At 66.1% G+C, this 14,282-nt stretch carries 7 protein-coding genes; 6 read left to right on the forward strand and 1 reads right to left on the reverse strand.

The window, feature by feature from the left end:
* Positions 1 to 88: 88 nt before the first annotated feature.
* Complete coding sequence (locus AC5P9P_RS15825) at positions 89 to 3,166, reverse strand: TonB-dependent receptor (protein WP_049433125.1); 3,078 nt, start codon at positions 3,164 to 3,166, stop codon at positions 89 to 91.
* A gap of 1,024 nt (positions 3,167 to 4,190) precedes the next feature.
* On the opposite strand from AC5P9P_RS15825, the gene AC5P9P_RS15830 reads away from it, so the two are divergent.
* The 6 genes from AC5P9P_RS15830 to AC5P9P_RS15855 all read left to right on the forward strand — a co-directional run bounded on the left by AC5P9P_RS15830 (position 4,191) and on the right by AC5P9P_RS15855 (position 14,112).
* A complete protein-coding gene (locus AC5P9P_RS15830) occupies positions 4,191 to 6,656 on the forward strand; it encodes a GH92 family glycosyl hydrolase (RefSeq protein ID WP_049431829.1) in 2,466 nt (821 codons plus the stop codon).
* A gap of 96 nt (positions 6,657 to 6,752) precedes the next feature.
* Positions 6,753 to 7,802, forward strand: a complete 1,050-nt coding sequence (locus AC5P9P_RS15835; protein WP_005413180.1) for a LacI family DNA-binding transcriptional regulator — start codon at positions 6,753 to 6,755, stop codon at positions 7,800 to 7,802.
* A 60-nt stretch (positions 7,803 to 7,862) separates the two neighbouring features.
* On the forward strand, positions 7,863 to 9,176 hold the full coding sequence (gene fucP / locus AC5P9P_RS15840) for an L-fucose:H+ symporter permease (RefSeq protein WP_033833310.1): 1,314 nt from the start codon (positions 7,863 to 7,865) through the stop codon (positions 9,174 to 9,176).
* 7 nt (positions 9,177 to 9,183) lie between these two features.
* Positions 9,184 to 10,179, forward strand: coding sequence for a carbohydrate kinase family protein (locus tag AC5P9P_RS15845; protein WP_049404350.1), 996 nt, complete (start codon positions 9,184 to 9,186; stop codon positions 10,177 to 10,179).
* A complete protein-coding gene (locus AC5P9P_RS15850) occupies positions 10,176 to 11,402 on the forward strand; it encodes an AGE family epimerase/isomerase (RefSeq protein ID WP_111172538.1) in 1,227 nt (408 codons plus the stop codon). The genes AC5P9P_RS15845 and AC5P9P_RS15850 overlap by 4 nt, the downstream gene beginning before the upstream one ends.
* A gap of 91 nt (positions 11,403 to 11,493) precedes the next feature.
* Positions 11,494 to 14,112, forward strand: a complete 2,619-nt coding sequence (locus AC5P9P_RS15855) for a beta-mannosidase (protein ID WP_184013841.1) — start codon at positions 11,494 to 11,496, stop codon at positions 14,110 to 14,112.
* Positions 14,113 to 14,282 lie beyond the last annotated feature (170 nt).

Below are 14,282 nucleotides of genomic sequence, written 5' to 3' on the forward strand. Positions count from 1 at the left end.
TGTACCAGCGCGGCTGCCGTGGAGGAACGTCCCCGCCAGGGCGGGGCGTGGGTTGCACCGGGGCGCGCCCGGGCAACCCGGTGTTGCCTTAGAACTTCCAGGTAGCGCCGAAGTACAGCTGGCGGCCTGCATAGGTATTGGAGATCAGGCGTGCCTTGGTGTCGCTTCCCAGGTGCACGCGCTGCTCGGACTTGGTGGCATTGATCACCGACGCGGTCAGGGTCCAGTCCGGGGTCAGGTTGTAGGCCACGTTCAGGTCCAGCTGGTCATACGGCTCGGTGTAGACGGTGAGGCCATTGTTGAGCCCACCGACCACCTGGCCGCGACGGTTGAACGAGGCGCGCGCGAGGAACTTCTCGTTCTCGTAGAAGACCGTCACGTTGGCCTGGTTCTTGGCGCTGCCGACCAGCGGCGAGGAGCCGATTTCCTGCCCGTCCAGAACAATGGAAGCCAGGTTGGTGTCGTTGTAGGTGTAGTTGGCCTGCACGCCGAAGCCAAAATCGAAGGTGTACTGGCCATACAGCTCGACGCCCTGCGACACACCATCGCGGCCATTGGCCTGGGTCTCGTAGCGCTGCACGTTCACCGCTTCACCGTTGATGACCATGGGCGTGTCGCGCACCACCGGCAGGGTGAAGTTGTCCACGTTCTTGCGGAACAGGCTGACGCCGGCGACCGCGCCCGGCTGGAAGTACCATTCCAGGCCCAGGTCGAACTGGGTGGCCTTGAACGGCTCCAGCTGCTTGTTGCTGCCCTGGCCGACCCAGCCTGCGGTCGATGCGCCACCGGCAACGCGGCGATCATTGACGTACTCCTCGCTGTAGTAGCTCAGTGCGCCCGGTGCTGCGATATCGGTGTAGCCAGGGCGGGCGATCACCTTCGATGCGGCACCACGCAGCACCAGCGTGTCGGTGATGTCCCATGCAATGTTGAAACTCGGCAGCACGTCGGTGTAGGTGCGGTCCACGCCGATCAGGCTGTAGGTCTTGCTCTGCGCCAGGTCATGCGGCAGGCGCACGAAGCCGCTCTCGCAGCTGTAGGTCGGGTAGGCCGCAGCGGCGGGATCGGTGCACGCCATCGGCGCGCCGGACGCGTTGTCCAGGAAGTAGTCGTTGAACTTCTCGATCGAGTCGGAAGACTGCGCGAACTGCTTGGTGCGCACCACACGCACGCCGACATTGCCGCGCAGGCGCTCGGTGCGGAAGTTGGCCTGGAAGTAGCCGGAGTAGATCTTCTCGTTGACGTTGTAGACGAAGTCTTCCTCGGTACGGTTGTGCGAACCACCGTAGGTCTTGTTCAGATAGTCGATGTAAGCCGGGTAGTTGATGCCCGGGAACACGTTGGCATTGAAGCCACCGGCAATGTTGCTGATCGGGTTCGACAGGAAGAAGCCGGGCTGCGCATCGCCGGCAGTCGGATCGCAGCCACTCTGGTAGCGGCTGTTGTCATAGTCGGCCGGGTCACGGCCCGGGCATACCCAGTAGGTGTTGCCGGTGTTGCGATGGACCTTGCCATCACGGTACTTGGCACCGAACTGGATCGAATCCAGCCAACCGGACTCGAACAGCTTGGTCACGTCGGCCTGGAAGTAGTTCTGCTTGACCTCGGTGCGCTTCCACGACGAATCGGTCGAGCCGGTGTCGACTTCGGCGATGCCGTTCATCAGCTGCTGCTGCAGGTCGGGCGAGAAGGTGGCAGACGGCGTGCCGGTCAGGTCCCATGCGCTGTACTGGTTACCGGACAGGTAGTCGTTGCCGACCTTGCGGCGCGGCTTGGCCGACATGCGGAAGTTCATCGAAGGACCACCTTCAGACCAGGTGCGGCCACCGGTGAACGAGGCCTTCCACAGCGGGCTGATGTCCCAGTCGATGGTCAGGTCGGCGGTCTGCGACAGCGCCTTTTCCTTGCTGTAGCCACCGGTCAGCTGCGGTGTCGGCATCGTGCAGTCGTCCGGGCCCCAGCCGCCGGGCTTGAGGCCGGCGGCCTTGGCCTGGTCTTCGCTGCAGTAGTAGGTCTTTCCGGCCAGCTTTTCGAACTGGGCACCGGTGACGGTGTTGCCGCTGGGGTCGAAATCCAGGCCGTTGAGCAGGCGGCCGCCAGCCCAGTTTCCATCGCCGTTGAAGCGGGCCATGCTCCATTCCGGAATCTTCAGCATGTTCTGGGTGTAGTCACCCTGCAGCTCGAAGCGGAAGTAGTTGGCGGTCATCGTGACGTTGTCGACCGGCTTGAACTGGAAGGTCAGCTGGCCGCCCTTGCGCTCGCGCTTTTCTTCCTTCACGGCGAAGTTGACCGAGGTCGGCATGAAGAAGTCGCTGTAGTTGCCGCCGGTCTGGTTGTTGAAGCCGGACTTGCCCCACCAGTAGTGGATGCCATCCTGCTGCTGCACGTTGCCATAGGCGTCGCGTGCCTTGCCGGCGCCGTACCACTGGTAGTCCTCGGTGCTGGCTTCCATGGTACGGGTCGTGCGCTTCTGCTGCGTCACGCCGACCAGCACGCCGAAACGCTCATCCTTGCTGTGCCACGAATACAGGGCCGAGGCCTGCGGGTCGATATCGTGGTGGGTATCGGAGGAGGTGCCCTCGAGCGTGACGAAGCCCGAGTTGGACTCCATGTCCAGCGGACGGCGGGTGTGCAGGATGACCGTGCCGCCGATGCCGCCTTCGTCGATGCGTGCTTCCGGCGACTTGAACAGCTCGGCGCTGGACAGCATGTTCGACGGCAGCAGGGTGTAGTTGAACGAACGGGTGGCTTCGTCGTTGGTTTCCGACGTGGCCACGTAGTTGCCATTCAACTGGGTCAGGGTCAGGTCCGAGGCCAGGCCGCGCACGCTGACACTCTTGCCTTCACCGCCGCTGCGGGTGATGACCACGCCGGGCACGCGCTGCAGTGCGTCGGCCACGTTCTTGTCGGGGAACTTGCCGACGTCCTCGGCGGTGATCACTTCGACAACGGCGTTGGCGTCGCGCTTCTGCTCAAGGCTCTTTTCGATGGCGTAGCGGTAGCCGGTGACCTGGACGCTGTCCAGGTTGGTGGCTTCCTGCGAGCCGCTGGTGGTTGCCTGCTGCGCGGCGGCGCCGGCCGGAACGACGGCGGCGGCCAAGGCCAGCGCGACGGCCAGCGACAATGCGTCCTGGCCATGCGTACGTGGTGAATGCTTCATTCCCATCTCTCCCTCTCTCCTGGATTGATCCGGTGACGTGGCACGGACAACTTGAATCGATCTAATTTGAAGTGACATTGTCGCTATCGCCATGCAGTGGCAGTTGCACCGTGCGCGTGGCCTGGTACGTCCTGTTGCCGCTCCCCCAACTCCCGGCCATCGCAATGTCGTCTTGGATCGATCTAAGCGATGGGCGGGCGTTTTTTAGCATGGGTCGCCCGTGGGCGCATGCTGCTCCGCAATATGGTACTGGCGTGGCGAAGGGATGACGGTTTGCTGAAAACAGTGAAATCGTTTTCGTGCGCAGGGGAGGGTGGGTCGGCAGGGCTGCGCCCTGCACCTGCTCGACGCCAAGGCCAAAGCCAAAGCCAGAACGGCTCTGGTTTTCTGTGGGTTGGGCGGGGCGGTGTCGGATTGCGGGGACGCCGTAAACCCGTCCATGGGGGCTTGGCCGCGGCATCCATGCCGCGGACACCCCGCAATCCGACACCGCCCCACCTTCGACAGTTTCCCGGTGACGGTTGGATTGATCCTGGAACGACATGGGGTCGTGGCGTCAGATCCGTTTTCCTTTGGAAAACGGATCTGACGCCCGATTGATTTCGATATCCGACAGAGATTCATCCACGCATGGCGTGGATCCACAGATCGCGGAAATCTGTCGAAGGCGGGGTGGGTCCGGTTGCGGGGGTGTCCGCGGCATGGATGCCGCGGCCAAGCCCCCAGGGACGGGTCTACGGCGTCCCCCGCAACCGGACCCATCCCGCCATCCCACGGATAGTCGGCTTTTGCTGTTGCTTCGGCTTCGGCAGGTGCAGGGCGCAGCCCTGCCGAACACCCCTCTCATGCTGCGCCGCAGAATGCATTCGGCTGAACCTGCATGCTCTACTTGAATCGATCTAAATTCACGGTCTGGTGGGTCGGGCGTCATTCCAGGGGGAGCTCTCTGCCGGTCACGGCGGGACTCAGCGGAACGGTGCCGAACGATCCCGGCCGTCTGCCTCCGCGTCATCGACTACAGGAACCCGACATGCGTCCAGTGCCGTCCGCTCCCGCCGTCCCATTGTCCTCCCGCCCGCTGGCGCGCCTGGCCTGTCTGCTGGCGCTTTCGACCATGCCGATGCTGCTGCAGGCCGCACCGGCGGCGCTGGAGCGCGAGGTCAACACCTTCATCGGCAGCAAGGACGACGGCAATACCTTCCCCGGCGCATCGGCACCGTTCGGCCTGATCCAGGTCAGCCCGATCGGCAGCCACTATTCGGGCTGGCGCTACGACGACGAGAAGATCCGCGGTTTCGGTCACTCCTTCATCTCCGGCGCCGGTTGCTGGGAGCAGGGCGGGCAGGTGTCGATCCTGCCGGTCACCGGCAGCATCGGTCCGGGCGGCGATTTCGATACTGCTGACGCCAAGAACTTCAACCACAAGACCTATGCCGCTTCGTACACGCATGACGGCGAGATCGGCCAGGCCGGCTATTACAAGGTGCGCCTGACCAGCTACGGCGGCATCGACGCCGAGGCCACCGCGCGTACACGTGCCGCGGCCGAGCGCTACACCTTCAGCCAGCGCCAGGGCGAGGGCCACGTGCTGGTCAATGTCGGCCAGGCCAATGAGCGCCATTCGGTGATCGGCAGCGTGGTCGATGTGGTCGGGGACCGCGTGGTCGAGGGCAAGCTGGTGACCAAGAGTTTCTGCGGCGGCCATCAGTACACCACCTGGTTCCGCATCGAGTTCGACCGCCCGTTCAAGGCGCATGGCACCTGGGGCGAGGGCGGCGGCCTGCCGGGCGCGCGCCACAGCATGGAGGGCGAACAGAAGCCGAACGGTGCCTGGCTCAGCTTCGACCTGGCCAAGGGCCAGTCGGTAACGGCGGTCAGCGCGATCTCACATGTGGATGCCGAAGGCGCGCGCATCAATCTGCGCGCGGAGGGCATGCAGGGCGGGGCGCTGCTCGGTTTCGACCGGATGCGCGCGCTGTCCCAGCAGTCGTGGCGCGAGCAGCTGGGCCGGGTGCGCGTGCGGGGCGGCACCGCCGATGACCGCGCTGTGTTCTACAGCGCGGTCTACCACGCGCTGCTGCAGCCGATGACCGGCAACGACGCCGACGGCCGCTACCGCGGCTATGACGATGGCATCCACCGTGCCGATGGCTGGACCTACTACGAGTACTTCTCGCTGTGGGATACCTACCGCGCGCAGAACCAGTGGTTGGCGCTGACCCGCCCGGACGTGGCGCGCGACATCGGCCGTACCCTGCTGGCGATCGACGAGCAGGGCGGCTGGCTGCCGCGCTGGGGCTATGCCAACTTCGAGACCAACATCATGACCGGCGATCCGGTCACCCCGTTCATGGTCGACCTGTGGCGCTTCGGTGCGCTCAAGGGCCGTGAATCGCAGGCCTGGGATGCGCTGCGCCGCAATGCCTTCGGCACGCCGCCGCTGAACTCGCGCATGGCTGGCCGCTCCGGCAACCCGACGTACCTGGACAAGGGCTACGTGGTCTACGACCGCGCGTTCCCGTCCAAGGGCATGGACGTCGATCCGCACCACGGCGGTTCGGCTACCTTGGAATACGCACTGGCCGACTGTGCGCTTTCGCAGATGGCCGATGGCCTCGGCCATGCGCAGGACGCGGCGACGCTCCGTGAGCGCGGCCGCAACTGGCGCAAGGTGTGGGACCCGCAGGTGCGCGACGCCGAGACCGGCTTCACCGGTTTCCCGCGCCCGCGCACCGAGGATGGCCAGTGGTACACCCCGGCCGATGGCCACTACAGCCCGCGTTCGCACCACGGTTTCCATGAAGGCACGGCGTGGCAGTACCAGTGGCTGGCGCAGCAGGACGTGCCGGGGCTGATCGAAGCGATGCAGGGCCGCGAACAGGCCGGCCGCCGCCTCGATGCCTTCTTCGCGATGGACGCGCTGCAGGCGGACCCGCTCAACGCCGCCCGCAAGGAGTGGGTGGTCGGACCGTACAGCTACTACAACCAGTTCCGCTACAACCCCAACAACGAGCCGGACCTGCACTCGCCGTGGCTGTACACGCTGATCGGCCAGCCGTGGAAGACCGCGGCCGTGGTGCGCGCCGCGCAGCAGTTGTTCACCAATGCGCCCAACGGCGTGACCGGCAACGATGACCTCGGCACGATGTCGGCCTGGTACCTGTTCAGCGCCATCGGCGTGTACCCGGCGGTGCCGGGCAGCGGCCAGTTCCTGCTGCACACCCCGCGCTTCAGCAAGGTGGAACTGGACATGGGCAATGGCCGGACGCTGCGCATCGACGCGCCGGGTGCCGATGGTCGCCGCCTGCAGTACGTTCAGGGCGTGCAGGTCGATGGCCAGGCGCATGCGCCGGTCTGGCTGGACTGGAACCAGCTGCAGCAGGGCCCGCGCCTGCAGTTCGCGCTTGACGCGAAGGCGCCGGAGCAGGGCTGGGGTACGGCGGTGAAGGACCTGCCGGTGTCCTGGTGCGCGGCACCGGGCAGCCAGCTGCGCTGAGCCGGACTGTGCCGTTCGCGGTGACCCAGCGAACGGCACGGCACGACACGGCCCTGATCCATTAGGCTTGAGCCTCCAGCGGAGTCCGGGAAGACGATGAACGACAACGGCAGCAGTCCCAGCAAGCGCGCCGGCAAGGCAGTGACGGTGACCGACATTGCGCGTGCCATCGGCGTGTCACGCGCGACCGTGTCGCTGGTGTTGCGCGGCAGCCCGCTGGTCAACGTCGATACCCGTGCCAAGGTCGAGGCCGAGCTGCGCCGGCAGCGCTATGTCTACAACCGCGCTGCCGCCAACCTGCGCCGACGTACCTCGTCGAGCATCGCGCTGGTGATCAACGATCTTTCCAACCCGTTCTTCGCCGAATTCGCGTCCGGCGTGGACGAGGCGCTGGGCGGACGCGGCTACGTGACCCTGCTCGGCAGTACTGGCGAATCGCCGGAGCGCCAGCAGGCGGTGCTGTCCACGTTGATGGAGCACACCCCGGCCGGCCTGATCCTGTCGCCGGCCGAGGGCAGCGATACCGTGCAGTTGCGACAGGCACTGGGTGCCAATGCCAACGTGCTGCTGTTCAACCGCGAACTGGAAGGGGCCGACTGGGACTTCCTGACCCTGGACAACCAGCACGGCGCCTATCTGGCCACGCGCCACCTGATCGAGCGCGGCCATCGCCAGATCGCCTTCTTCGGCGGCCACGCTGCATCGAGCTCGTGCCACCAGCGCCGTGCCGGTTTCCAGCAGGCGCTGGCCGAGGCCGGTCTGTCGCTGCCGCCGGGCTGGATGATCGAGTCGGCGCCGAACCGTCTGGAAGCCGCTGCGCGCACCGATGAGCTGTTTGCCGATGGCCATCGGCCGAGTGCGGCGGTCTGCTACAACGACACCGTCGCGCTGGGCCTGATGCTGGGCTTGAATTCACGGGGCATCCGTCCGGGAGGTGACTTTGCCGTTACCGGCTTCGACGATATTTCCGAGGCCGCGGTGGCGGTGCCGCCGTTGACCACGCTCACCGCCGATCCGCGCGAGCGGGGCCGGCAAGCTGCGGCGCTGCTGCTGCAACGACTGGACGAACCGGACGCGCCGCCACGGCGCACGGTCGCGCCGGTGCAGTTGCGCATCCGCGAAAGCAGTGCCGCACGACCGAACTGACTTCTTCCGTACACCCCTTCCACGCAACAACGACCTTCCGCGCATCGAGGCGCGTACCGCATGCCGATCTCCGCAACGCCCCGTCCAACGGGATCTTCGGGCAACGCACCTGCCGTCACCAACGGCAAGGCGCTGGCCGTGGTCACCACGATCTTCTTCATGTGGGGCTTCCTGACCTGCCTCAATGACATCCTGATCCCGCACCTGAAGGCGGTGTTCGAGCTGAACTACGCCAAGGCGATGCTGGTGCAGTTCACGTTCTTCGGTACCTATTTCCTGATGTCGCTGCCGGCAGGTCGGCTGGTGGCGGCGCTGGGCTACAAGAAGGGCATCGTGGCCGGCCTGGTGATCGCCGGTATCGGCGCACTGGGCTTCTGGCCGGCGGCCGAGCTGCGCGTGTATGGCGCCTTCCTCGGTGCGTTGTTCGTTCTGGCCACCGGCATCACCGTGCTGCAGGTTGCTGCGAACCCCTACGTCGCGCTGCTGGGCCCGGAGCAGACCAGCTCCAGTCGCCTGACCCTGGCGCAGGCACTGAACTCGCTGGGCACGGCCATCGCCCCGATCTTCGGCGGCATGCTGATCCTGTCCAACACGGTGAAGAGTGCCGATGACATCGCGGCACTGCCGGCCGCCGAACAGCTGGCCTACCGTGCCGCCGAGGCGCAGGCCGTGCAGGGCCCGTACGTGGGGCTGGCCGTTGCGCTGGTGCTGCTGGCGCTGTTCGTATACCTGTTCCGCCTGCCGGCACTGAGCGACGCCACCGAGCAGGCCGACCAGGGCCACCACCACAGCTACCTGGATGCGCTGCGCAAGCGCCACCTGCTGCTGGGTGTGCTGGGCATCTTCTTCTACGTCGGCGCCGAAGTTTCGATCGGCAGCTTCCTGGTCAACTACCTGTCGATGCCCAACATCGGCGGCTTCAGCGAGCAGGAGGCCACGCATTACGTGTCGGCCTACTGGACGATGGCGATGTTCGGCCGCTTCGCCGGCTCGGCGCTGCTGGCGCGCTTCTCGCCCAGCCGCCTGCTGGCGATCTTCGCGCTGGTCAACGTGGGGCTGCTGGTCACGACCATGCTGACCTCCGGCAACATCGCGCTGTACTCGGTGGTGGCGATCGGCCTGTTCAACTCGATCATGTTCCCGACCATCTTCGCGCTGAGCATCGAGCGCCTGGGCCCGCTGACCAACAAGGGTTCCAGCCTGCTGATCATGGCCATCGTCGGCGGTGCGGTGGTGCCGTACCTGCAGGGCGTGCTGGCCGACCACATCGGTGTGCAAGCCAGCTTCATCCTGCCGCTGCTGTGCTACGGCTACATCATTTTCTACGGACTGGTCGGCGCACGCACGCCGGCTTCCGCAACGCAGGGAGGCTGAGTCCGGAATGGGTTCCATCGTTTGCTTCGGCGAAATTTTGATCGATCTACTAGCGCAGCCGCCGGCCTCGGCCGATACGCCGCGGGCGTTCCTGCAGTACGCCGGCGGGGCGCCGGCCAACGTTGCCGTGGCCGCTGCGCGGCTGGGCGCGAAGACCCAGTTCGTCGGCATGCTCGGCCGTGACATGTTCGGTGACTTCCTGGCCGACAGCCTGGTCGAGCACGGCGTGGGCACGGATTACATCGTGCGTACCGATGCGGCGAAGACCGCGCTGGCCTTCGTCGCCCTCGACGCCAGTGGCGAGCGCAGCTTCAGCTTCTACCGCCCGCCGGCGGCAGACCTGCTGTTCCGTGACAGCGATTTCCAGGCCGCCTGCCTCGATAGCGCGCAGTGCTTCCACGTCTGCTCCAACAGCCTGACCGAGCCGGCCATCGCCGGGGCGACCTTCGCAGGCATGGACCGTGCACGTGCGGCCGGCGCGGTGGTCAGCCTCGATCTGAACCTGCGTCCCGCGCTGTGGCCGGCGAACGAGGACCCGACGCCGCGCCTGTGGCAGGCGCTGGAACGCGCCGACCTGGTGAAGCTGTCGCGCGAGGAGCTGGACTACCTGGCCGCGCCGCTGGGCGCCGATGGTGAGGCAATGGTGCTGAGGCGCCTGCTGGCCGCGCAGGCGCGCTGGGTGATCGTCACCGACGGTGCGGCCACGCTGCACTGGTACACGCGCGACAACCACGGCACGGTCACCAGCTTCCGCGTGGCCACCGTCGACACCACGGCGGCTGGCGATGCTTTCGTCGGTGGCGTGCTGGTTGGGCTGCTGGAGCGCGGCGGCGCCGGTACCGGTTTTGCCGCCTTCTGCCAGGACCCGGAGGCGATCACCGCCACGCTGCGCTTCGGCGCCGCGGTCGGCGCGCTGGCTGTTACCCGCAAGGGCGCGTTCGCCGCGATGCCCTCGCTCGATGAAGTGCAGCAGCTGCTGCAGGCCCAGGACATTACCGCATGAGCACCTCCCCCGACTTCCGTTCACCCGCGTTCCTGCGCGCGCACATCGCCGATACGATGGCGTTCTACCATCCGCGCTGCATCGATCCGAACGGTGGCTTCTTCCACTACTTCCGTGACGACGGCAGCATCTACGACGCCAACCATCGCCATCTGGTGAGCAGCACGCGTTTCGTCTTCAACTACGCGATGGCCTACCGCGAATTCGGCAACGCCGAGTACCGTGAGGCGGTCGAGCACGGCGTGCGCTACCTGCGCGAGGTGCACCGCAACCCGGCCACCGGCGGTTACGCCTGGACCCTGCGCGACGGCAAGGTCGAGGACGACATGAACCACTGCTACGGCGTGGCGTTCGTGCTGTTGGCCTACAGCTGCGCACTGAAGGCCGGTCTCGAACAGGCCCGCGCATGGATGGACGAGACCTGGCAGCTGCTGGAAGCGCGCTTCTGGGAGCCCCAGCACGGCCTCTACAAGGACGAAGCCGATGGGCAGTGGAACTTCACCGGCTACCGTGGCCAGAACGCCAACATGCACATGTGCGAGGCGATGCTGGCGGCGTTCGAGGCCAGTGGTGAGCAGCGCTATGTCCAGCGTGCGCTGCAGCTGGCCGACAACATGACCCGCCGCCAGGCGGCCAAGGCCGGCGGGCTGGTCTGGGAGCACTACGATGAGAACTGGGAGATCGACTGGGACTACAACCTGGACGACCCCAAGCACCTGTTCCGCCCATGGGGCTTCCAGCCCGGCCACCAGACCGAATGGGCCAAGCTGTTGCTGATCCTCGATCGCCACGTGCAGGCCGACTGGCTGGTGCCGACCGCGCAGCACCTGTTCGATGTGGCCGTGGCGCGCAGCTGGGACGAAGCGCGCGGTGGCTTGTACTACGGTTTCGCACCGGAAACGCGCCGACAGCCGGGCATGGACGGTGCGCCGATCGGTGGCGACAGCTTCGTCTGCGACGACGACAAGTATTTCTGGGTGCAGGCCGAAACGCTGGCCACCGCCGCACTGATGGCCAAGCGCACCGGTGATGACCGCTACTGGCAGTGGTACGAACGCATCTGGGCCTACTCGTGGGAGTACTTCGTCGACCACCAGTACGGTGCCTGGTTCCGCATCCTTGATGCCGACAACCGCAAGTACAGCGACGAGAAGAGCCCGGCCGGCAAGGTGGATTACCACACCATGGGCGCGTGCTACGAAGTATTGAACGTGGTGCGCTGAAGATCGTTCGAAGGCAGTAGTGCCAGGCCATGCCTGGCAATCCGGAATCGGTAGCGCCGGGCCACGCCCGGCGGAAGAACAGGAGCTCCGCGTGCATCGTCTTTCCCTCGTTGTCCGTCTGCTCCTGCTGCTGATCGCAGCCTCCGCCTTCCCGGCAACTGCAGCCCCGCTGCAGGCACAGTGGGAATTCCGCATGCTGCCCGGTGATGCGCAGGGTGCAGCCCACCCGGGCCTGCAGCAATGGCGTGCGGCGAAGGTGCCGGGCAGCGTGCACACCGACCTGCTCGCCCACGCGCTGATCCGCGATCCGTACGTCGGTGCGCCTGAGGCCGAGCTGCAATGGATCGGGCTGGCTGCCTGGGAGTACCGCGCCCGCTTCGACGTGGATGCGGCGACATTGGCCAAGCCCAATGCCGAGCTGCGCTTCGATGGGCTGGATACCTATGCCGAAGTCAGCCTCAACGGCAGGCCGCTGCTGCGCGCGGACAATGCGCACCGCACCTGGCGTGCGCGCGTGGAAGGGCGCCTGCGCGCGAATGGCAATGAACTGCAGATCGTGTTCCGTTCACCAATCCGCACACTGCTTCCCGGTGTACAGGCGATGCCGCACAAGATCGCCGGCAACTATCCTTCGCCCTATGGCGATGAGCCCAAGGACGCGATGGTCGGCAACTTCGCGCGCAAGCCGGCCTATCACTTCGGTTGGGACTGGGGCCCGCGCTATGTCACCGCCGGCGTGTGGCGCGGGGTCGACCTGCAGGCCTGGGATGCGCACCGCCTGACCGATCTTGCCGTGCGTACCGATGCATTGAGCGCGGAGCAGGCGAAGCTGGCCGTGCTGCTGCAGATGGAGCAGGGCGCGGCGGCCGGTTCTGCGGTGGTGAATGTCGATGTGCGCGATCCGCAGGGTCGCATCGTGGCCCAGGTGCAGCGCACGGTGCTGCTGAAGCCCGGCCAGAACGCCGTCGAAGTACCGGTCGAACTGGTCAAGCCGCAGCGCTGGTGGCCGGTCGGCCACGGTGCACAGGACCGCTACACCGTGCAGGCCCGCCTGGACGGTGGCGCCGATGCAGCGCTGGTGCGCGAGCAGCGCATCGGCCTGCGCACGGTTGAACTGCGCCGCGAGGAAGACGGCAAGGGCGGGCAGGGCTTCGCTTTCGTCATCAACGGCGTGGAGATCTTCGCAAAGGGCGCCAACGTCATTCCGTTCGATGCCTTCCCCGCACGGGTCGACGCCGCGCGCCTGCGCCAGGTGCTGACCGCCGCGCGCGACGCCAACATGAACATGCTGCGCAACTGGGGTGGCGGCTACTATGAGGACGATGCCTTCTTCGACATCGCCGACGAACTGGGCCTGCTGGTCTGGCAGGACTTCATGTTCGGTGGTGGCATGCAGCCGGGCTACGATCCGGCCTTCCGTGCCAGCGTGGTGGCCGAGGCACGCGACAATGTGCGCCGGCTGCGCCATCACCCCAGCATCGTGCTGTGGTGTGGCAACAACGAGGAAGAAACCGCCTGGAAGGACTGGGGCCACGGCCGCGACCTGAAGGCGGCCAACCCGGCATTTGCGGCGAAGGTCTGGCAGGGCTACGTCGACCTGTTCGGCAACGATCTGCGCCAGGTAGTGGGCGAGGAGGGGCTGGGCGTGCCGTACTGGTCCAGCTCACCGAGCAACGACCTTGACGAGAAGGCCAACGATTCAACGCGTGGCGACAAGCACTACTGGCAGGTCTGGGGCAATCCGGCGCTGCCGGTGCAGGCTTACCTGCGCGAGACGCCGCGCTTCATGTCCGAGTACGGCCTGCAGGCATGGCCGTCGGTGGCCACCGTGGACCAGATCGCCACCCGCGCCGAGCAGCGCATCGACAGCCCGGTGATCCGCGCGCACCAGAAATTCATGGCCGGCGAGGGCAACAGCCGCCTGCTGCACTACATCGAACTTGGCTACGGCACGCCGAAGGACTTCGAGGACTTCGTCTACCTCAGCCAGGTGATGCAGGCCGATGGCATCGCGCTGGCCGCGTTGCACCATCGCGCCTCGCGGCCGTACACGATGGGCTCGCTGTACTGGCAGCTCAACGACGTCTGGCCGGGTGCTTCATGGTCCAGCCTGGACTACTTCGGTCGCTGGAAGGCGCTGCACTACGCCGCGCGGCGCTTCTTCGCGCCGGTCACGCTGGCGGCATTGCGTGATGAGGGCAGTACGCGGGTGCGCCTGATCAATGATGGCGCTGCCGCAGATGCACGTTGGCGGTTACGGGTGATGGATGTGGATGGCAAGGTGCTGCGTCGTCGCGAGGACGCGGTGGCGTTGACGGCGGCGGGCGTCACCTCGATCGGTGATTTCCGCGATGCCGAGCTGCTGGCCGGTGCCGATCCGAAGCGCACGGTGGCCGTGTTCGAGCTGCTGCAGAACGGGGCGGTCAGTGCCCGCCAGATCGTCGGATTCGTCGAAGCAAAAGACCAGGTGTTGCCGCGGCAGAAGCTGAAGGCCACCCTGTCCATCGAAGGCGACCACTATCGACTGCGGCTGGACAGCGCAGCTTACGTGCGCGCGACGTGGATCGATTTCGGTGCGCTGGACGTGCAGGTCGAAGACAACCTGCTGGATCTGCTGCCGGGCGAGACCCGGGACATTGCGGTGCGCGGCCCGGTGGACCTGACGACCCTGCGCGAAGCAATGAAGCTGAAGACCCTCAACGATCGTTGAGGGCGGCACATCCTGTTTTGGTAGGTGCCAACCTTGGTTGGCACACACCGAACATGCCAACCAAGGTTGGCATCTACCAGACGCGGAGACGGGCAGGTGCGGACCGGTGGTCCGCACACCTTGATCGTTGAGGGCGGCACATCCTGTTTTGGTAGGTGCCAACCTTGGTT

The organism is Stenotrophomonas sp. YJH_SMC_14-1 (assembly GCF_059372275.1).

What these genes read in the sequence shown, in the direction of transcription:
- AC5P9P_RS15845 (WP_049404350.1), top strand. Translation starts at nt 9,184, where the DNA reads ATGGGTTCCATCGTTTGCTTCGGCGAAATTTTGATCGATCTACTAGCG.
- fucP (WP_033833310.1), top strand. Translation starts at nt 7,863, where the DNA reads ATGCCGATCTCCGCAACGCCCCGTCCAACGGGATCTTCGGGCAACGCA.
- AC5P9P_RS15830 (WP_049431829.1), top strand. Translation starts at nt 4,191, where the DNA reads ATGCGTCCAGTGCCGTCCGCTCCCGCCGTCCCATTGTCCTCCCGCCCG.
- AC5P9P_RS15825 (WP_049433125.1), bottom strand. Translation starts at nt 3,166, where the DNA reads ATGGGAATGAAGCATTCACCACGTACGCATGGCCAGGACGCATTGTCG.
- AC5P9P_RS15835 (WP_005413180.1), top strand. Translation starts at nt 6,753, where the DNA reads ATGAACGACAACGGCAGCAGTCCCAGCAAGCGCGCCGGCAAGGCAGTG.
- AC5P9P_RS15850 (WP_111172538.1), top strand. Translation starts at nt 10,176, where the DNA reads ATGAGCACCTCCCCCGACTTCCGTTCACCCGCGTTCCTGCGCGCGCAC.